The following is an 18,023-nucleotide window of genomic DNA, read 5'->3' on the forward strand; positions in this document are numbered from 1 at the left end:
GCCATCCGCCGGTGGTTGGTCAACCGCTGTCGAAATCCGGGGCTAAGGGCAGGGGCATGCTCCTGGCGCCTAGGCTGTGGCTTCGTCATCCATGTCGGGGTCGGTCTGGAGGGTGTGGTCCGTCTGGGCGGCTTCGATGAGCTGGGTCATGGCCACGTGGATGTCCTCCGCCTGGGCGCGGGTGAGGCCGAGCTTGGCCAGCATGGTGCCGGGCACGCCCAACGCCTTGTCGCGGAGCGCGGTGCCTTCGGGGGTCAGCCCGACCGCAAGGGAGCGTTCATCCCCGGGAACGCGGCGGCGGGTGACATATCCCAAGGCTTCGAGCCGCTTGAGAAGAGGGGACAGGGTGGCCGGAACCAGGAGGAGGGCGTCGCTGATTTCCTTGACGGAACGCGGGCTCTTCTCCCACAGCGCCAGCATCACCAGGTACTGCGGATGGGTCAGGTTCAGCTCCTGCAGCACGGGCCGGTAAGCGCTGATGACGGTGCGCGAGGCGACAGCCAGAGCGAAGCAGAGCTGCCGCTCGAGCAGGAGGTCTTCGTCGCTCCCTGAAGGGGAAGTCATGAGGCCATGATATCGAAGTGGCAGTTGGAGGCAGCTGACCGGCGCCCGGAACTCCTACGCGATTCCAGTTACGGGAACATGGCGAGGAAGAGGAACGCGGCGAACAGAACCAGGTGGATGGCCCCCTGCAGGCGGGTGGCACGGCCGGGCACCACCGTGAGTGTTCCCACTATGACGCTCAGCAGGAACAGGACTATCTGCGTGCCGCCGAGCCCCAGCGTCAACGGTCCCTGCAGCCAGATGCTGGCCACCGCAATGGCGGGAATCGTCAGGCCGATGCTGGCAATGGCCGAACCGTAGGCCAGGCCGCGACGACGTGAAGGTCGGCAGGACCAGCGTCAGCGTAGCCAGCGTGAGAACCACGGCCAGGGCGGCACCGGATCCCTCCGGGTTGAACCGCGGGAAGCCATACCGGGGGGCGCCCACCAGCAGTGCAATCCCCACGATGCCGTTGACCGTGATCATGACGGCGGCAAAAACGGTGTCCCGTGCCAGCGAGTGGCTTCCTTCGCCGCCGGAAGCGATCAGCGTGACGATCAGGGCCACCTCGATAACGGTGACCGCGACGGCCAGCACGAGCGACCCTAAGGGCTCGCCGACGCGCTGGGCCACCACTTCGGCATGGTGCACCGCCGCCAGAACGGCACCCACCAGAACCACTGCGATGACGGTAGTCAGCACCGGACCGGGGGAGACTCCCCAGGTCACGGCCAGCACGATCAGACCGACGACGGGAACGACGGCGGTCCAGGACGATCGGAGCCGGGCCAGGACAGCGCCATCTTCTCAGTGCTGGCCCTTCAGAGCTAGCCCTCTGGTGCTAGCCTTCACACTCCGAGCAGTACTTCTTGCCGTCCTTTTCCCGCGCGAGCTGGCTGCGGTGGTGGACCAGGAAGCAGGACATACAGGTGAACTCATCTTCCTGCACCGGAACAACCTGGATCAGCAGCTCTTCATGCGACAGGTCGGCACCGGGAAGGTCGATGCCTTCGGCGGTGTCCGCTTCTTCCACATCAAGCAGGGCAGTCTGGGATCCGCCCTGGCGGGACTGGATGGCCTCCAGGGACTCGTTGGCCGGCTGGTCCTCTTGGGCCACGCGAGGGGCGTCGTAGTCAGTTGCCATGGTTTTTACTCCTTCGGCTGTGCGCCGGACGGCGCGCATTCGCAGGACTCAACGAGTGGGCGCCGCCAGGTATTCCCGGATACCGGGGACGGGTTAAGGTCCCCAAAGTTTAGAGGATAATTTCGCGGGTCATGCCGAATGGAACCTGGTCGGAGAGCGTGGCGGTGTAGCTCCCGGGCCTGTTGCGGGTGACCATGATCCCGTGTGTTCCGGTGAGCATGGCCGCCTCCTGAAGGCACTTGACGGCGGCATCCAGCCTCTCGTCGAGGATCTGGCGGTCGTTTACCTGGATGTCGATGGTCTTGGTGGAGCTGGGCATGGGTGTCCTTGGGGTGTTGAAAGTTTTGAGCTGTTCAGAGTTTTTGGGCCGCGCGAGTCGGCGACAGCGGGCATTCCGGGATCTCTGCGTACGCAGCGTCTACCGGATGCCAATGTGTATGGCCTGTAGGCCGCTGGTGCACCGCCCCCACGGGCTCTGATGTAAGCCTGTCCACGCGTACGGTTCGCGTGCATCATGTTCGGTGCCTGCATAAAAGTAGAACCGCGAGGCCAACACTTTGTCAACGTTTTGGCCGGAGGGGCTTGGGAGCGGCCGCGGGAGGGCAGGCGGCGGCAGGAACCCTAGGCCCCTTCGCGCACCGCTTCCTCGATTCGCCGTGCCGCCTGCACCACGACGGCGCCGTGGTCCTGGCCCGGAGATCCAGTGACACGGGCCAGGGGCATGGCGAGGCAGACGGCGGCGATGATTCCCTCTTCGGTCTGTACCGGCGCACTGATGGAGCCGAGGCCGGGCGTACGGGACCCCACCGATTCAATCCAGCCCGCCGAAGCCAGCTCGGCCAGCACCTCGTCGTCGGCGGCGAGGAGCCGGCCGCTCGAGCCGGCGGGCAGGGGGAGGCGCGAACCTGGCGGCAGGGTGGCGCGAAGTTCGTGGCGGCTGTCTGCGCTGATGAGGCAGACACGTTCATTCCCCCGCCGGACCCAGAGTTGCGCCGTCTCGCCGGTGCGGTCGCGGAGCTCATGGAGCACGGGCAAGGCAACGTTCTCCAGGGCCGAACGGACGAACCGCTGTCCGAGCCGGAAGGTGCCGCCCTCGGTGCGGCGGAGGAAGCCGTAGTCCACCATCTGCAGGGCCAGACGGTGCGCTGTGGACAGCGACAGGCCGGTCCGCCGGGACAGCTCACTGGCTGACACGGCCGACCGGCCCACCGCGTCGAGGATCGCGGCGGCACGCTCCAGCGTGCGGTTGCTTCCGTTCTGTTCAGTAGGGGGCATGTGGCCAGCTTATGACGCCGCCTCAGCCCTTGGCGGCCAATGACTCCGCCATGAACTCGGCAATCACCTTCTGGGAAATCGCCACGTCCAGAACGAACACGCCGTCATCGTGCGTCGCCAGCCAGTCCTCGAGCAGCCCCAAGTCGGCAAGCGTGCGCGCCTTGATCCTGTCGGCGCCCAGGGCGCGTCCGACGGCGGCGAAGTCCACTTCGTCGATCAGCATCGCCTGGTCGTGCAGCCCCTTTGCGGCATACTGGTGCAGCTCCGCGCCGTACGCCGAGTCGTTCAGGACCACCACCACACCCCTGCGGGTGGCCCGCAGGAAGGTCTCGAAGTCGGACAGCCCCATGAGGCCGCCGCCGTCGCCGCTGACCAGGACGGTGGTGCGTTCCGGGCGGGCGGCCGAAACCCCGGCAGCGGAGCCGAAGCCCAGCCCGATGGATTGGAAGGCGGTTCCCACCAGGACCATGGCGTGCGGGTCCGGGACGGAGAGGTACATCGGCGCCCAGCCGATGAAGTGCCCGCCGTCCATCACCACCGAACGCTCAGCCGGCAGGATCCGGTCCAGGGCAGCGACGACGGCACGAGGGTTGAGACGCCCGTCCGGGCCGAACTCCACCGGGTCCTCCACGGGGCTGGACGAGCGGAAATCCGTCCCCGACACCTCGGGGACAGCATCCCGCCAGGTTGGCGATCCTGCGGCGGGCAAGCGCTCCAGCAGGCCCTCGATGAATGGCAGGATGTCGGCCCGGACGTACTCGGAGCCGGCGTTTTGCCCGCCATCGGGCTCGTTGTCGAGCCGGATGATCCTGGCGTCTGCCGGGAACAGGGTTCCGTAACGGGTCTGGAAGGCGTTGAGGCTCGCCCCCGCCACCAGGACGAGGTCAGCCTGGCGTGCGACGTCGAGGCGGTGGCTGCGCGTGAAGCCGCCGGCGATGCCGAGGTCCGACGAATACCAGCGGAATGCGGGCCAGCCGGGCTTCGGCAAGAGTGGTGTAGGCGTTGGTGAAGCCGGCGCCATACGTGGTGGTGGCGGCCGCGACGCCTCCGGTGGCCCGGTGGTACGCGTCCGCCATGGCGACGGTCGCGGCCTCGTGGCGGGCCGACGTGAAGGGAAAGCCGCAGCGGGTGAGCCGGCTGATGAGATGGGCGTTGCCGTTGCCCATCAGCCCGAACAGGTGTCCTGCGCGCTCCGCCAGGACGTCAGCGACGGCCGCAGAGACGTGGCCCTCGTCGGGGAGGGCGGCGCCCTGCCCCGCGAAACCTGAACCGGCGGGACGGGAAGTGGTGGGAGTGGTGGTCATGGGCTGTCCTTGCGTTCGTGGGGTGGGAACTGGTCAGGCCGGCAGCGCCGCGGTAGTGGCGTCCCGGTGCCTCAAAGTCAGTGTGGCGTACGTTAAGGCGTTCTGCCGGCAATGCTCAATTTCCTCCGGCAGAAGCGGGCGGCGCACCTTGGCCGGCACCCCCGCCACGAGCGAGCCGGGCGGCACCTCGGTGCCCTCCGGAACCAGCGCGTTGGCGGCCACCAGGGAGCCGGCGCCGATGATCGCGCCGTTGAGGACCGTGGCGTTCATGCCGATGAGGGCACCGTCGCCCACCGTGCAGCCATGCAGCACCGCGCCGTGCCCCACGCTGACGTGGTTGCCCACGCGTGCCGGGTGGCCGGGATCGGCGTGGACGACGGCGGTGTCCTGGATGTTGCTGCCCTCGCCGATGCTGATGTCCTCCATGTCCGCACGAATGACGGCGCCATAGAAGATCCCGGTCCCTGCCCCGATGGTGGCGGACCCGACCACGGTGGCGGTCGGCGCCACCCACGCGTCGCCGGTGATCCGGGGGGAACGGCCGTCGACGGCCAGGATGTTCAAGCTCATGTTGGTCCTAGTGGTGAGTTGGAACGGCGGTGCCCGGCAGCAGTTGCCGGGCACCGCCGTCGTAATTAAGGGCTAGGTAAGAAACGGCACGATCAGCGACGTCACGAAGAGCACCAGCGCTCCGCCGAGCCGGTTGGTGAGGGCCGCGAAGGGCATGAGGTGCATGCGGTTCGCCGCGCTCAGCACCGACACGTCGCCGCTGCCGCCGGTGTCCGCCATGACCAGGCCGGGCGTGATGGATGCCTCGACGAAGTTGAACTTCACGAGCCAGCCGAGAACGCCGGAGGTCACCGTGGCGATGATGACGGTGCAGATGGTGAGCAGGATGAACAGGGGATTGCTCAGCGAGGCGAAGACCTGGGTCATGTCGATGTAGGTGATGCTGACGCCGACCAGCAGGGCCGGCACCAGGACTGCGCCGATCAGGTCGCCCCAGTCAGCGGTTGAGTCCTCGACGTCCTGCGGGAGCAGCTTGAAGATCTTCACTGCCGCGGCGGCGATGATGGTCCAGGCATAGGGGTGCAGTCCGGGGATGAAGGCGGCCACGAGGTTGCCGAACACGAAGAGGCTGCCGGCGATGAGCAGGCCCTTGCCCAGTGCGATGAACGAGGACGTGTCGCGCTTGGGCGGCAGGGTAAGCTCTCCGCCCCGCCCGGTAATCCGCAGCAACTGGCCGTGGCCGTTGAAACCAACGAAGAGTTGCTTCTTGCGCTTGCCCAGGCCGTTGTAGATGCCGGCGATGAGGATGCAGACCACGTTGGCCATCACGACGGCGGACATCAGGTCACCCATGAAGGCGGCGGAGTCGCCGCCGGTGGCCGCTGCGTACATCTTCGACATGGGCAGGGCTCCGACCCCCAGGCCGCCGGCCATGATGGGCGCGGCGATGAAGAGGATGCCGTCGACGAAGCCGAAGCCCGTGACCGCGCCGATAAGTCCGACCAGGACAAAGGTGGCGATCAGGCAGCCGATGAGGGGGACGGCGAAACGTGGGCCCGCCTTCAGCAGCAGCGCTCGCGGCATGCCGAGGATGGAACCGGCGATGATGCCGACCACGAAGAAGTCCAGGAAGCCCTGGCCGTCGACGAAGTTCTTCACCACTGTGACGATGTTCTCCGGCATCCAGCCCAGGAACACGAGGGTGGCGGGGACGAAGGTGCAGAGGATGGTGGGGAGACCGAAGTCCCTGACCACCGGGAACAGGTTGCCGATCCAGATGAACAGCCCGCCGAGCAGGATGGTGGTGGCGAAGCCCACCACCATGGTGTCCGGGAGGTTGCCGGTGACGGCTGCGGTGAGAACCAGGCCTGCAAGGAGCAGGTAGAGCGGCGCCGGAAGGTTGGCGATTTTGAGCCCCGGCCGGCCGGGATGGTGCGTGCCAGGCCGGGAGCCGGCGTGGCCGGTCTGGCTCGGCGGCTGGTCCGTAGGTTCGTTGGTGAGGTCCGTGGTACGTGAATTTGTAGACATCATTGTCCCCAAAACGTTGGTGGGAAACCGCCGTCGGCGGCCTGTGGATGGGAAGTTGAAGCGGGTATAGGGGTTAGCGTGCTGGGTCGAGGACCCCGGCTGCCGGTGAGTGCGTCACGACGTCGCGGGCGAGCCGAACCGCCTCGGCGAGGCGGTCCTCGTCGATCCCGGTCTGGTGCCCGGCGTCGTGCAGGTGCCGGACAAGTTCCTCGGTTGCGATGTTGCCGTGCGCCCCGGGGGCGAACGGGCAGCCGCCGTAACCGCCGAGGGCGGCATCGAAACGGACGACGCCGGACTCCACCGCTGCGCTCGCGGTGGCCAGCGCCTGGCTGTGCCCGTTGTGCAGGTGGAGGTAATACGTAAGGTCCGGTTCGGCCTCGCGGACGTAGTGCAGGCTGGACATCACCTGTTCGGTGGGCGTGGTGCCGAGCGTGTCCGCGAGCCCGACGTCGGTGATGCCCATGTCCTTGAAGGCACGCACCACGCGCAGCAGGTAGCCGGGGTCGACCGCGCCCTCGAACGGACAGGTGAAGGCCGTGGAGATGCCGGCGAAGAACCGGATCTCCGGGAAGCTGGCAACGGCCGCGCCGAGGCTGGCCAGGGCGTCCTCGATGGTCTGGCCGGCGTTGGCGTTGCTGTGCGCCTGGCTTGCCGAGGTGACCACCTGGATGTCGGTGGCGCAGGCGTCGACAGCGCGCTGGATGCCCCGGCCGTTGAGCGCCAGGCTGGTGTAGATGACCCCGGGAACTGCCGGCAGCGACGTGAGGACGTCGGCGGCGTCGGCCATCTGCGGCACACGCTTCGGGTTCACGAAGGAGGCCACCTCGATGCGCTGCAGTCCGGCGTCGACGAGTGCCTCGGCGATCTCCAGCTTGTGCGCTGTGGATACGATGACGGGCTCGTCCTGGAGTCCGTCCCGCAGGAAGACGTCCGTTACTTCCACGCTCATCTCAGCGCACCTCCTGCAGTCCGAGGCCGGCGATATCGTCGGCGTCCATTCCGGCAAGGTCCCGCAGGACCTCGGCCGTGTGCTGGCCCAGTTCCGGGCCCACCCAGCGGACGCGGCCCTCGTGGCCCGGGATCTTCGGCACCACGCCGGGGAAGCGGATCAGCTCGGGCTCGTCCTCGATGACCACCTCATGGGTCTGGATCATATCCCGGGCCAGGTAGTGGCGGTCGACGGCGATGCTCGGGGCGTCGTACACAGGACCGGCGGGAACACCGGCGTCGTCCAGCTTGTCGAGGACTTCGGTGAGGGGCATGCTGCCTGTCCAGGCGGAGATGGCACCGTTGAGTTCCTCCTCGCGGGCACCGCGGGCCTCCGTCGCGAGGAGGGTGCTGTCCTCGGCGAGGTCGTCGCGGCCGATGGCGCGCATGAGCCGGACGAAGACTGAGTTTGAGTTGCCGCCGATGACCACCTCGAGGCCGTCGCCGCACAGGTAGGAACCGGTAGGAACGACGCCGGGCAACGCACCGCCGGTGCGCTGCCGGATCATGCCGTAGGCGTCATAGTCCGGGACCAGGGATTCGAGCAGGCTGAACACCCCTTCGTAAAGGGCGACGTCGACAACCTGGGAGGCACCCGTCTGCAGTCCGCGGGCCTTCTGCAGCATGAGCATCAGTGCGCCGATGACGCCGTAGAGGCCGGCGACGGTGTCGCCGACACTGGCTGCCGCCCGGCCGGCGGGCCGGTCGGGTTCGCCGGTGATGTACCGCAGGCCTGCGAAGGATTCAGCCGAGCTGCCGAAGCCGGCCCGGTTCCTGTACGGGCCGGTCTGGCCGTAGCCGGAGATCCGCACCATCACGAGTTCGGGGTTGAGTTCCTGCAGCACGTCCGGGCCGAGGCCCCACTTCTCGAGCGTGCCGGGACGGAAGTTTTCGATGACCACGTCGCACTGGGCGGCGATCTTCTTGACCGCCTCGCGTCCCGCCTCGGAGCGGAGGTCCAGCGCCACGGACTTCTTGTTGCGGCCGATGGTGCGGAACAGCATGGAGGTGGTGCCGCGGGTCTTGCGCCAGTCGCGCAGTTCGTCACCGCCCTGCGGCTTTTCGATTTTGATGACCTCTGCGCCGAAGTCACCGAAGAGGCGGGCGGCGAACGGGGCGGCGATGAAGCTGCCCAGCTCGAGCACGCGGATGCCGCGGAGCGGGAGGGCGTTGCCCTCGATGTGTAGTTCGTCAGTCATGTCAGTCCTGCCTGCGCTCTTGGCGCCGAGTTTCCCATTCTGTGGGAAGTGCTTGTCATTAGGCGGAGAAACGATAGCAGGGCAGTGTGAGCTGCGCAACAGGGTTGTGACGCCTTTGTGGGCCGTTTAGGCATTCGCGGACTGCTGCCGGGTTAGGCTGTTCCGTGCTTCGTCTGAAACGCCTTGCGGTTCTTAGCCTTTTCGCGTTCTGCGCCATTACTGCGTGCGCGTTCTGGCTCCTCGGCGCGACCAATGCGGGCGTGCCCGGCGCGGGGAACGCCGGCGCGGGGGTGCGTGCAGCCCGGCCGGCCCCGCCGCAGATGGCGGGAAAGTTCGTGCCGTTGGCAAGTGGCAGTGCGCACGCCGTGAACATCACCAGGACCGTCGACCAGGGCTGGTTGGCACGCACCGCCGCGCGGACAGGAATCCCCGCGCGGGCCCTACGGGCGTACGTCGCCGCGGCCGGCATGGCGGATGCCGCAGCGCCGGCGTGCCGGATCGGCTGGAACACGGTGGCCGCCGTCGGGTTTGTCGAATCTGCGCACGGCGCCCTCGGGGGAGGCCGCCTCACGGCTTCGGGGGACGTGAGCGGGCCGATCGTCGGCCCCGGCCTTAACGGCGACGGCTTCGCTGCCATTGCCGATACCGACGGCGGCGCATTGGACGGCGACGCCGTCTGGGACCGGGCCGTCGGACCCATGCAGTTCATCCCCTCCACGTGGAAGCTGGCAGGGCGGGATGGCAACGGGGATGGTGTGGCCGACCCGCACAATATTGACGACGCCGCCCTCAGTGCGGCCGGCTATCTGTGCGCGGGCGGCCGGGATCTCACCACGTCCCAGGGGTGGAGTGACGCCATCTGGTCCTACAACCAGTCCGAGGCCTACCTGGGCCAAGTGGGCGAGAAGGCTGTTCAGTATGTGGAGCAGGCCGGTAGCGACTGGCGGACTGACTGAGGATTCCGGTCACGGCGCTGTTCTGCGGCGCGGACTCGGTGAAGGGGCGGACCGACGCCCCCCGAGCCGACGCCCGTCGAAACCAGGTTCCAGAGGCCGGCGCGTCCTTAGTCCGCGAGGATCTGGTAGAGGGCCCGGCGCGTCTCATCGATCTTTTCCATTGCGGCGGCGCGCTGTTCGTCGGTTGCCGCGAACCGGAACTGATGAATGACTCCCATGAGCTTTTCAACGCTCTGGTGGAACGCGGGTCCTGACTCCTCGGCACTGGTGTTCCAGGCCCGGTCGAGTTCTTCGGCGTGGTCAGCCACATACTCGCGCCCCTGGTCGGTGAGGGCGAATTCAGTCCGGCGGCCGTCGCCTACCGGTGCGATGAGTTCCTCGTCAACGAGTTGCTGGAGCGTCGGGTAGACGGAGCCGGGGCTGGGGCGCCAGGCACCGGAGGATTTCTCGGCGACTGTTTTGATGATTCCGTAGCCGTTGGACGGAGCTTCCGCCAGGAGCGAGAGGATCGCGGAGCGGACGTCACCCCTGTTGGCCCGGCGTGAACCGCCGGGGCCAAAGCCCGGGCCGAATCCGCGGCCGGGGCCAAACCTGCCGTGGCCGTGCGGCCCGCGCCGGCTCCTTCCCCGCTCGAAGCGTCCCGCTTCGGGGCCGAAATCCGAAAATCTGTTGTGGTCGTGAATGCCTTTCATGGGGCATCATCCTTCCGTTGAGGTGCTCGCTCCGATCTGAAGCGATACTCAACGATATATCGACACATATCGGCCGTCAACAGTTTTGATGCGCATGCAGGCTGGCGATCTGCGTGCGGCGATGGACCGCCTTTAAGCGTCGCCTTAGGCTTCGCCCCGCCGGCTCACCATCTCGTTGATCCAGGTGGGCGCGAAAGGTGACGTGCAGTTCGGCGGGGTCGGGTAGTCCTTCAGTACTTCCAGCCGTTCGCCGATGTCGATGGCCCGGGCGCGGTGGTCTGAGTGCTCGATGCCGATCTGGGCCAGGGCGTGGTTCATCGCCCACTGCAGGCGGTCCGGGGCGTCCTTCATTTCCGCCTCGATGGTGTCCAGCAGCCCTGGCAAGTCGAGCACTGCAGGCTTTTTCGCGACCCGCTCCGTGGTCAGGGCCCAGCCGGCGCTCGCGACCACCGGGTCCGCGTCTTCAGTCCAGGCGACGCGCAGCTGTTCGGCATGCGGGCTCTTCTTCACCACGTAGTTCACCAGCCAGTCATGCACCTTGGGGGCCCGGGCCTGGCGCAGCATGGCGTCCAGTTCCGGTTCACCGCGCGCATTTTCAGGTCCTCAAGCGCGGCCAGCTCGGCCATCAAACCGTCAGTTGTCGTCTCCGCCATTACTGCTCCTGCTCGCCGGCTGCCGTTCCCTCGCATTGTACGGTGGCGGTACTGAGCTGCACTGGCCCACTGCCTGCAGAGTTCGTTCACTTGCAGGGCGGCTGCGGTTCGCTTCCGGCCCTTAGCCTGTCCCGGGAAAGCCGGTGGACAGACTCAAGGAGAAGTCATGCGATCAATTAAATGCCGTGCCCTGGCCGGTGTAGGTGCAGCCCTGGTGGCGGGGTCCCTGCTGGCACCGCCAGCACACGCCGTGAACGACCGGGCCGCTGCAAAGGGCACGTTCAGCTTTGCCGTTATCGGCGACGTCCCCTACCGCGATGCGGAATTCCACGCGTTCCCGTCCTACATCCAGGACATCAACGCCCACAGGGAACTTTCCTTCGTGGCGGGCAGGGCTCGGCAACCCCGCACCCACCTCCGAGCAGGTGAAAGAGGTCCGGGACCGCACCGCCGCGGACACTAAGGAACTCACCGAGACGTTCCGGAAGGCCCGCGAGAACGACGACCGCGCCGTCGTCGTCATGACCCAAGCCGACATGTTCGACCCGACCGTCACGGCCCCCACGCAGGAGAACTACAGCGCCTTCACGCCGCTGGTCCAGACCCTGATCCGCGAATCCAACGCCTTCGGAGGCCCGGTGTACCTGATCAACGGCGACAGCCACGTCTACAACCAGGACCACCCGCTGGCGGCCGGCTCCCCGTGGCTGGACTTCTACGGCCAGGACACGGCCGCGAAGAATCTGACCAGGGTCACCGTTGACGGATGGGACAACACCAAGGACTGGCTCAAAGTCACCACCACCAAGGCAGGCGCACCCGGCGTCCTGTCCTTTGAACGGATCCCCTTCACCAACGCCGCGTCCTGAGTGTTCCAATGGAGGACGGGCCATGGACTAAGGTCGAAGCAAAACATCCCGGAAAGGCGGTCCCTGCCGGCCCATGAGTGCGCCCGGATACCTCGCGGCTTCGATACCCCCGCGGATGGCCATGGCCGGCTCCGCTGTGGCGATCCCCATCCTCGCTGTGCAGCAAATGAACGATGTTGGGATCGGGGGTGCGCTGGTGGCGGTGTCCCTCGGTCCGAGCGTCCTCGCCGCGCCGCTGGCAGGTGCCGCGCTTGACCGGGCCCGGCGCCCCGCCCTGCTTGTGGCCGCATCCGGAGTGCTTACCGCCTTGGCCTTCGCCGCAACCGCATTCCTCGGCCAGCTCCCGCTGCCGCTCGTGTTCGCCTGCCTGGCTGTGGCGGGGGCAGCCTCACCCTTCTACATGGGGGGACTTTCCAGCTTCGTCGCCGATGTGATCCCCGACGGCCGCCGGGCGTTTGCCTTCGATGCCCTTTCCTACAATGTCTCAGCCGTCGCGGGACCGGCCTTCGTGGCCATCATGGCTGTTGTCCTTCCCGCCCCGGCCGCGCTCGCGGTGCTGTCCGCCACCGCCGCCGCAGGCGCAGTGAGTGTTGCTGTCATCGGGCTGAAGCCGCACTCAGCGCCAAGGGTTTCGCCGTGGGAGGCAGTCGCTGCCGGGCTGCACCGGATCTTCAGCCACCGCCCTCTGGCGGTGGTCACCGCTGCCTCCACGCTGACCCAGTTTGGCCAGGGCGGACTGGCGATCGCCGCCGTCGCCCTCTCGATCGAACGGATCGGCTCACCCAGCGACGGCGCGCTCGTGGTGACCTCCTTCGCAGTCGGCAGCCTGCTGGGGGCGCTGTGCGAGACGGTCCGTCCCAGCCGGGCACGGCCGCACGCCGTCATGATGGCCGGCTTCCTCGCCACTGGCCTGCTGACAGTCGGCGCCGCGGCGGACATCGGGACGGCCTGGACCGTCGTCGCCATCGGCCTGTCCGGCGTCTTCACTGCATCCACGGCCGCCGCGATGCTCTTCCTGCGCAACCATCTGAGTCCGCCCCACCTCAGGTCCCAGATCTTCACCGTCGGCGCGGGCTTTCGCGCCAGCGCCTCAGCCGGCGGCGCAGCCCTGGCCGCCTCCGCCACAGGATTCGGCGGCGCACTCAGCCTTGTTGTGGTCGGTGCCGTCTGGGTTGTGTCAGCGGCGCTGATGGCCGCCTACCCAAGAGGGGTCCAGGCCGAAGCCTAAGTTGGCACCCCAGAACGGCACAGAAACACCCGATATAGTGGAGGGCACTATGGACGACCCTCCTTCACATATGCCCTGGCCCCTCACCCATTCGACCGGCAAGCCGGTCAGTACGGGAGAGGGGCGCCCCCAATGAATGAATGGATCATGATCGGGATCGGCCTGATCCTGACAGTCGGCACCGGATTCTTCGTCGCATCCGAGTTTGCCCTGGTCAATCTTGACCGCAACGACCTGGAAGCGCGCCAGGCCCGGGGCGAGAAACGCCTTGCACCCACCATCAAAGCGCTGAAAATCACCTCGACGCACCTTTCCGGTGCGCAGCTGGGCATCACCCTCACCACCCTCCTGACCGGTTACACCTTTGAACCTGCCATCAGCAAGCTGCTGAGCGGGCCGCTGACGGCTGCCGGGTTCCCGGAAGGCCTCGTGCCCGGGGTGGGTGCCGTCGTCGCGATTTTCATCGCCACCATCTTCTCGATGGTGATCGGCGAACTGGTTCCCAAGAACTTCGCCCTGGCGCTGCCGCTGGCCACCGCCAAGGTGGTGATCCCGTTCCAGACCATGTTCACCACGGTGTTCAAGCCCGTCATCCTCCTGTTCAACAACACAGCGAACGCCGTCATCAGGTCCTTCGGCATCGAGCCCAAAGAGGAACTCTCCGGTGCCCGCAGCGCCGAGGAGCTGAGCTCGCTGGTCCGCCGCTCCGCGCTGGAAGGCGTCCTGGACCTGGACCATGCGGCCCTGCTGCACCGGACACTGCGCTTCTCCGAGCACAGTGCCGCGGATGTTCTGACGCCGCGCGTGCGGATGACCGCGGTGAACACCGATGACACGGCCGAGCAGATCATCGCGCTGGCCAGTTCCACCGGCTATTCGCGGTTTCCCGTCATCGGCCGCGACCGCGACGACGTGCTCGGCGTGCTGCACGTCAAGCAGGCGTTCGCCGTAGCCCTCGAGGACCGGGCGGGCGTCCTCGCTGCCGACCTCATGATCGAACCGCTCATGGTCCCCGAGTCCATGGGCGTTGACTCCCTCCTGGTGCTGCTCCGCAAGCAGGGCCTCCAGGTGGCCATCGTCTCCGACGAGCACGGCGGAACGGCCGGCATCGTCACCCTGGAGGATTTGGTTGAGGAGATCGTCGGCGAGCTGGAGGACGAGCACGACCGCGCCCGTGTGGGCGTGGTCCGGATAGGCCGCTCCATCACCTTCGACGCTTCGCTGCGGCCGGACGAGCTCCTGGACCGGACCGGCATCGCCGTCCCCGACGGCGAGGACTACGACACCGTGGCCGGTTTCGTCACGGACCAGCTGGACCGCATCCCTGAACTCGGCGACGAGGTGGCCATTGACGGCGGCACCCTCCGCGTGGAGCGGGTGGCCGGCACGCACGTCGAGCGCCTCAAATTCACGCCCGAGGAATCGGCGGAGCCGCCCAGGAGTGTCCACGACCGGATCATCGACAGCCTGACCCAGGAGCTGACCCATGAGTGAGTATCTTCCGGGCATCATCTGGCTTGCCGTCCTGCTGGTGGTCAACGCCTTCTTCGTCGGCGCCGAGTTTGCCGTCATCTCCGCCCGCCGGTCACAGATCGAGCCCAAGGCGGAGGCGGACAGCAAGGCCGCGAAAACCACGCTGTGGGCGATGGAACATGCCACGCTCATGCTGGCCACCAGCCAGCTGGGCATCACGGTCTGTTCGCTGGTGATCCTGAATGTCTCCGAACCGGCGATCCACCACCTGCTGGAGATCCCGCTGGGCCTGACATCCCTCTCCGGGGAAGCCATCGGAATCATTGCCTTCGTCGCGGCGCTGCTGCTGGTGACCTTCCTGCACGTGGTCCTCGGCGAGATGGTCCCGAAGAACATCTCGTTCTCGGTCCCCACCCGCGCCGCGCTCATCCTGGCCCCGCCGCTGGTGATGGTGGCGCGCGTGTTCAAACCGGTCATCTGGACGCTGAACGGCATCGCCAACTCCATCCTCCGCCTGTTCCGGGTGGAGCCCAAGGACGAGGCCACCAGCGCCTACACCCTGGACGAGGTGGCCAACATTGTGGAGCAGTCCACAAGGGAAGGCGTCCTGACCGACAATACCGGTGCCCTCACGGCAGCCTTCGAGTTCACGGAAAAGACCGTTGCCGACGTCGAGGTTCCCATCGCCAAGATGGTGCTCCTGCCGGCGTCGTCGACGCCGGCAGACATCCAGCGGGCGGTCGCCGAGCACGGTTACTCCCGTTACATCCTGACTGACGGCGACGGCGACCCCTCCGGTTACCTTCACCTGAAGGACGTCATGGACCTCACCACAGCGGAGAAGTTCAGCCGTCCCGTCCCGGAGAAACGCATCCGCCGGTTGGCCTCGACCTTCCGCGGCAGCGAGCTGGAAGATGCCCTGGCCACCATGCGCCGCACCGGAGCCCACGTGGCAAGGGTCTTCGACGCGCGGGGGAACACCACCGGCGTGCTGTTCCTCGAGGACATCATCGAGGAGTTGGTGGGCGAAGTGCAGGACGCCACCAGCAGCTCCTAAACGACCCTGGAAACCGGCGAACCTCAACACAACGAAGTCCGGTGGCTGGCGGCTGGTGCCGCCGGCCACCGGACTCGGTGGTTAATGCTGGTTGTCTACTTGTTGGCCACCGCCTTGGGACCTGCGGTGCCGCCAAGCGTGGATTCAACCCACACGGTGCCCGGGTTCGTGGTGCCGGCTGCCGCGTTGCGGAGCCGCAGGGTGTAGACGCCGCCCGTTGCCGGTGCCGCAGCCGCGGTGACGGCTGCCTGGCCCAGGACCCGGCCGGTCGGGCCGCCGACGCGGATGGTCACGGTGCCGCCGACTACGGAGCTGGTGCCGTCGATCCTGAGATCGCCCGTCTTCCACTGGGCGACGCCGATGGTTACCCGGTCCGTAACCGGCACTACCTTGACTTCATCGGTCCGGACCGTCGTGCCGACCGTTACGGTGAGGCGGAACGTGAGCGCATTGTTGGTCATCGGGGTCCTGAAGACCGGGAGGCCGAACGTCGGCTTGAGCGTGTTGGCCCCGGTAAGTGTGACCTTGTCCGGATCGGTTGGCCCGGTCAGGACCTGCTCCCACAGGTAGGTTGCTCCGGTGGTGGAACCGGTGCCGTCAAGGGTGACCGGGGTGGCCGTGGTGCGACGGACAACGTTCTGGTCGGGGCCGGCCACTGCGACGACGGCGCCCTGTGCGGTGACGGCGGCAGTCTTGGCCGATTCGGGCCCGGTGCCGTTGACGTTGCTGGCCTTGATCGTGAACTGGTAGGCGGTGTCGCCCGCGAGTCCGCCGTAGACCAGGGACGTTGCGGTGCCGGCGGCCGTCTTGGGTGCGCCGAATGCCGTGCCGTCAGCGGTGTAGGCCTGGAGGGTGTAGCCGGTGATGGTCAGGCCGGCGGCGCCCGGGTCCGGTGCGGTCCATGTCAGTGTGGCGGTGCCCTGGCCCACCACGGGTGCCCCTGAGAAAGCGGGAGCGGCGGGAACGGGATCGTTGGTGACCTTGAAGATGGCTTCACTGATGGTGGAGACGTTGCCGGACGGGTCGAAGGCTGCGAACCTCAGCGTTGTGTTGGTGGCGATGTCCATCGGGCCGATGTAGCGGATCACATTGGCCCCAAGTACGCCGCCGGAGAGGACCGGATCGGAACCGTCGGTGGTGTAGTAGATGTCACTGCCCGTTTCATTGGCGGTGAGCGTGACCCGCTGGGCGACCGGTGAGGTGCCGCCGTTGGGCGTCGCAGATACGGTCGGAGGCGTGCTGTCCGTCATCGGTATGGCGTGGGCGGCAGGGTAGGTCTCGCCCACGCTGCTGACGCCGACGACGTAGACGTCGTAGTCCTCGGTGGCGGAGAGACCGGTGATGGTGGTGCCGGTGGCTGCCTGGCCGGAGATGCGCTTGCCGATCTCAACCTGCTCGTTGCCGGTCACGGTCTTGCCGACTGCCACGGCACGGTAGCCGGTGATTGCCGGGGTTCCGGGGATGGCTTCGGCCGGCGTCCAGTTCAGTTTGAGTCCGCCTGAAACCTTGGCGGCTGTGATCCCGGACGGTGCGGGCGGACCGGACTGCAGCGGCCCGTTGGGGCAGCCGCCCATGCCGGGGCCGCCGGGCTCGCCGTACTCGGCAATGGTCAGGCCCTGCCGGTTGGCGTCCGCGTCTTCGAACTCCCAGGCCATGGCGCGCTCGCCGAGGCCGGCGTTTGCGGCGATTTCAGCGTTGGCCGCGTCGTCGAAGTTGTAGGTGGCGGTGAAGGTATCGCCGGTGACCAGCAGGCTCGAGGAGTAGCCGCCCTTGGGGGCCGGTGTGAGGGGGCCGGGGATGGCGCGGATGTCGCGCCGTGCCACCGTGGTGTCCTTCAGGGCCGGCTCGATGATGCGCTGTTCCAGCTGGGCCGGGTTGACGCCGGCGCCGATGTGCCCCTTGACGGTGACGGTGCTGCCGCTGAGTTCGGCGTCGCCGGTGACGTAGGTGTCCTGCACCGTCGTTTCTCCGGCGGCGGCTGCGCCAAACCTCATGGAGACGACGTCGCCGGGACGGATATCGGGGGTGACGTTCAGGCCGGTGCCGGCGCCCCAGCAGACACCGCCGGGGTGGTTTACCTCAAAGGCGACGCCGCCGGCGTCGACGGCTGCCTGGGCGGAACCGATGATCTTTCCCGCACGCTTGACTTCGAGGGTGGCGGTTTCGCCGGCGTGTCCCTCGTATCCCTCGATGGAGACGAAGTCGCGGTCGGGGAAGACGACGATGTTGTCCGGGAAAGTAGGCACAGCCGCGCTGGCGGCCGGAATGGCGAACATGGAGGTTGAGCAGATGACCGCGGAGACGGTGGCAAATACTCCGGCTCTGCGGGCGCCGGGAAGGCGAGAATTGTGCGCTCCCGGCTCGCTTTGTGCTGATTTCATGATGACCTCATCGATCCGAGGTGCGCGACTATCACGCACAATCACAGAATCAATAAGTCCCCTTGGGGAAACGCTGTGCGTCTTGGCTCGGAAAAACGCTCTGCGGCACCAAATTTGGCCGTACCTTTTGGGCCCCCACATAGAGGGGTTCGTGAGGGGAAGGAGGGTGATTTGCCTCTGTCAGGGCGGGCACACCCGGCGTTCGGCCGTGAGGGGGACGTGTAC

General features: G+C 67.1%; 18 protein-coding genes and 2 pseudogenes. 6 read left to right on the top strand and 14 right to left on the bottom strand.

Annotated features, from left to right (window positions below):
- Positions 1-69: 69 nt before the first annotated feature.
- The 11 genes and pseudogenes from QFZ23_RS01745 to QFZ23_RS01795 form a co-directional block, all read right to left on the bottom strand.
- Complete coding sequence (locus QFZ23_RS01745) at positions 70-564, bottom strand: MarR family winged helix-turn-helix transcriptional regulator (protein WP_306920234.1); 495 nt, start codon at positions 562-564, stop codon at positions 70-72.
- Between the two features lie 68 nt (positions 565-632).
- Positions 633-1,335 (bottom strand): annotated as a pseudogene (locus QFZ23_RS01750) (hypothetical protein).
- A gap of 49 nt (positions 1,336-1,384) precedes the next feature.
- The gene (locus tag QFZ23_RS01755) at positions 1,385-1,687 is read right to left on the bottom strand and encodes a DUF4193 domain-containing protein (protein ID WP_003802821.1); all 303 of its coding nucleotides are present in this window, start codon (positions 1,685-1,687) and stop codon (positions 1,385-1,387) included.
- Positions 1,688-1,796: 109 nt separating this feature from the next.
- Positions 1,797-2,006, bottom strand: a complete 210-nt coding sequence (locus QFZ23_RS01760) for a hypothetical protein (protein WP_306920235.1) — start codon at positions 2,004-2,006, stop codon at positions 1,797-1,799.
- A 302-nt stretch (positions 2,007-2,308) separates the two neighbouring features.
- A complete protein-coding gene (locus QFZ23_RS01765) occupies positions 2,309-2,962 on the bottom strand; it encodes an IclR family transcriptional regulator (protein ID WP_306920236.1) in 654 nt (217 codons plus the stop codon).
- A gap of 22 nt (positions 2,963-2,984) precedes the next feature.
- Positions 2,985-3,950 carry a thiamine pyrophosphate-dependent enzyme gene (locus tag QFZ23_RS01770; protein ID WP_306920237.1) on the bottom strand — a complete coding sequence of 322 codons (966 nt, stop codon included), beginning with the start codon at positions 3,948-3,950 and terminating at the stop codon, positions 2,985-2,987.
- Complete coding sequence (locus tag QFZ23_RS01775) at positions 3,847-4,266, bottom strand: thiamine pyrophosphate-binding protein (protein ID WP_306920238.1); 420 nt, start codon at positions 4,264-4,266, stop codon at positions 3,847-3,849. The genes QFZ23_RS01770 and QFZ23_RS01775 overlap by 104 nt, the downstream gene beginning before the upstream one ends.
- A gap of 33 nt (positions 4,267-4,299) precedes the next feature.
- Positions 4,300-4,836, bottom strand: a complete 537-nt coding sequence (locus tag QFZ23_RS01780; protein WP_306920239.1) for a gamma carbonic anhydrase family protein — start codon at positions 4,834-4,836, stop codon at positions 4,300-4,302.
- A gap of 72 nt (positions 4,837-4,908) precedes the next feature.
- A complete protein-coding gene (locus QFZ23_RS01785; protein ID WP_306920240.1) occupies positions 4,909-6,303 on the bottom strand; it encodes a 2-hydroxycarboxylate transporter family protein in 1,395 nt (464 codons plus the stop codon).
- Between the two features lie 73 nt (positions 6,304-6,376).
- Positions 6,377-7,252: a hydroxymethylglutaryl-CoA lyase gene (locus QFZ23_RS01790; protein ID WP_306920241.1), complete on the bottom strand. Its 876-nt coding sequence runs from the start codon at positions 7,250-7,252 to the stop codon at positions 6,377-6,379.
- Between the two features lies 1 nt (position 7,253).
- Complete coding sequence (locus QFZ23_RS01795) at positions 7,254-8,489, bottom strand: CaiB/BaiF CoA transferase family protein (RefSeq protein ID WP_306920242.1); 1,236 nt, start codon at positions 8,487-8,489, stop codon at positions 7,254-7,256.
- A gap of 164 nt (positions 8,490-8,653) precedes the next feature.
- Here QFZ23_RS01795 and QFZ23_RS01800 point away from each other — a divergent pair, with 164 nt between their 5' ends.
- A complete protein-coding gene (locus tag QFZ23_RS01800; protein WP_306920243.1) occupies positions 8,654-9,445 on the top strand; it encodes a lytic transglycosylase domain-containing protein in 792 nt (263 codons plus the stop codon).
- Between the two features lie 107 nt (positions 9,446-9,552).
- Here QFZ23_RS01800 and QFZ23_RS01805 read toward each other — a convergent pair whose 3' ends face one another.
- The gene (locus tag QFZ23_RS01805; RefSeq protein WP_306920244.1) at positions 9,553-10,137 is read right to left on the bottom strand and encodes a PadR family transcriptional regulator; all 585 of its coding nucleotides are present in this window, start codon (positions 10,135-10,137) and stop codon (positions 9,553-9,555) included.
- 144 nt (positions 10,138-10,281) lie between these two features.
- A pseudogene (locus QFZ23_RS01810) lies at positions 10,282-10,713 on the bottom strand (DNA alkylation repair protein); the annotation flags it as partial.
- A gap of 243 nt (positions 10,714-10,956) precedes the next feature.
- Between QFZ23_RS01810 and QFZ23_RS01815 the strand changes: the two are divergent.
- The 5 genes from QFZ23_RS01815 (at position 10,957) to QFZ23_RS01835 (ending at position 15,417) form a co-directional block, all read left to right on the top strand.
- Entirely contained in the window at positions 10,957-11,253 is a 297-nt protein-coding gene (locus tag QFZ23_RS01815) for a hypothetical protein (RefSeq protein ID WP_306920246.1), read from the top strand.
- On the top strand, positions 11,216-11,659 hold the full coding sequence (locus QFZ23_RS01820; RefSeq protein ID WP_306920247.1) for a hypothetical protein: 444 nt from the start codon (positions 11,216-11,218) through the stop codon (positions 11,657-11,659). Before QFZ23_RS01815 ends, QFZ23_RS01820 begins: the two co-directional genes overlap by 38 nt.
- A gap of 73 nt (positions 11,660-11,732) precedes the next feature.
- Positions 11,733-12,887: an MFS transporter gene (locus QFZ23_RS01825; RefSeq protein WP_306920248.1), complete on the top strand. Its 1,155-nt coding sequence runs from the start codon at positions 11,733-11,735 to the stop codon at positions 12,885-12,887.
- Positions 12,888-13,019: 132 nt separating this feature from the next.
- Positions 13,020-14,381 (top strand): hemolysin family protein, encoded by a 1,362-nt coding sequence (locus tag QFZ23_RS01830; RefSeq protein ID WP_306920249.1) that lies wholly within the window; start codon positions 13,020-13,022, stop codon positions 14,379-14,381.
- Positions 14,374-15,417: a hemolysin family protein gene (locus QFZ23_RS01835; RefSeq protein ID WP_306920250.1), complete on the top strand. Its 1,044-nt coding sequence runs from the start codon at positions 14,374-14,376 to the stop codon at positions 15,415-15,417. Before QFZ23_RS01830 ends, QFZ23_RS01835 begins: the two co-directional genes overlap by 8 nt.
- A gap of 95 nt (positions 15,418-15,512) precedes the next feature.
- Here the strand turns inward: QFZ23_RS01835 and QFZ23_RS01840 are convergent, their stop codons facing one another.
- Positions 15,513-17,798 (bottom strand): chitobiase/beta-hexosaminidase C-terminal domain-containing protein, encoded by a 2,286-nt coding sequence (locus tag QFZ23_RS01840; RefSeq protein ID WP_306920251.1) that lies wholly within the window; start codon positions 17,796-17,798, stop codon positions 15,513-15,515.
- Between the last annotated feature and the right edge of the window lie 225 nt (positions 17,799-18,023).

This window comes from Arthrobacter globiformis, assembly GCF_030818015.1.
In the GTDB taxonomy this organism is placed as follows: domain Bacteria; phylum Actinomycetota; class Actinomycetes; order Actinomycetales; family Micrococcaceae; genus Arthrobacter; species Arthrobacter globiformis_C.

Coding starts and splice junctions, on each gene's coding strand:
- QFZ23_RS01780 (WP_306920239.1), bottom strand. CDS start 4,836: ATGAGCTTGAACATCCTGGCCGTCGACGGCCGTTCCCCCCGGATCACC.
- QFZ23_RS01755 (WP_003802821.1), bottom strand. CDS start 1,687: ATGGCAACTGACTACGACGCCCCTCGCGTGGCCCAAGAGGACCAGCCG.
- QFZ23_RS01765 (WP_306920236.1), bottom strand. CDS start 2,962: ATGCCCCCTACTGAACAGAACGGAAGCAACCGCACGCTGGAGCGTGCC.
- QFZ23_RS01785 (WP_306920240.1), bottom strand. CDS start 6,303: ATGTCTACAAATTCACGTACCACGGACCTCACCAACGAACCTACGGAC.
- QFZ23_RS01790 (WP_306920241.1), bottom strand. CDS start 7,252: ATGAGCGTGGAAGTAACGGACGTCTTCCTGCGGGACGGACTCCAGGAC.
- QFZ23_RS01760 (WP_306920235.1), bottom strand. CDS start 2,006: ATGCCCAGCTCCACCAAGACCATCGACATCCAGGTAAACGACCGCCAG.
- QFZ23_RS01830 (WP_306920249.1), top strand. CDS start 13,020: ATGAATGAATGGATCATGATCGGGATCGGCCTGATCCTGACAGTCGGC.
- QFZ23_RS01840 (WP_306920251.1), bottom strand. CDS start 17,798: ATGAAATCAGCACAAAGCGAGCCGGGAGCGCACAATTCTCGCCTTCCC.
- QFZ23_RS01745 (WP_306920234.1), bottom strand. CDS start 564: ATGACTTCCCCTTCAGGGAGCGACGAAGACCTCCTGCTCGAGCGGCAG.
- QFZ23_RS01795 (WP_306920242.1), bottom strand. CDS start 8,489: ATGACTGACGAACTACACATCGAGGGCAACGCCCTCCCGCTCCGCGGC.
- QFZ23_RS01835 (WP_306920250.1), top strand. CDS start 14,374: ATGAGTGAGTATCTTCCGGGCATCATCTGGCTTGCCGTCCTGCTGGTG.
- QFZ23_RS01775 (WP_306920238.1), bottom strand. CDS start 4,266: ATGACCACCACTCCCACCACTTCCCGTCCCGCCGGTTCAGGTTTCGCG.
- QFZ23_RS01815 (WP_306920246.1), top strand. CDS start 10,957: ATGCGATCAATTAAATGCCGTGCCCTGGCCGGTGTAGGTGCAGCCCTG.
- QFZ23_RS01825 (WP_306920248.1), top strand. CDS start 11,733: ATGAGTGCGCCCGGATACCTCGCGGCTTCGATACCCCCGCGGATGGCC.
- QFZ23_RS01805 (WP_306920244.1), bottom strand. CDS start 10,137: ATGAAAGGCATTCACGACCACAACAGATTTTCGGATTTCGGCCCCGAA.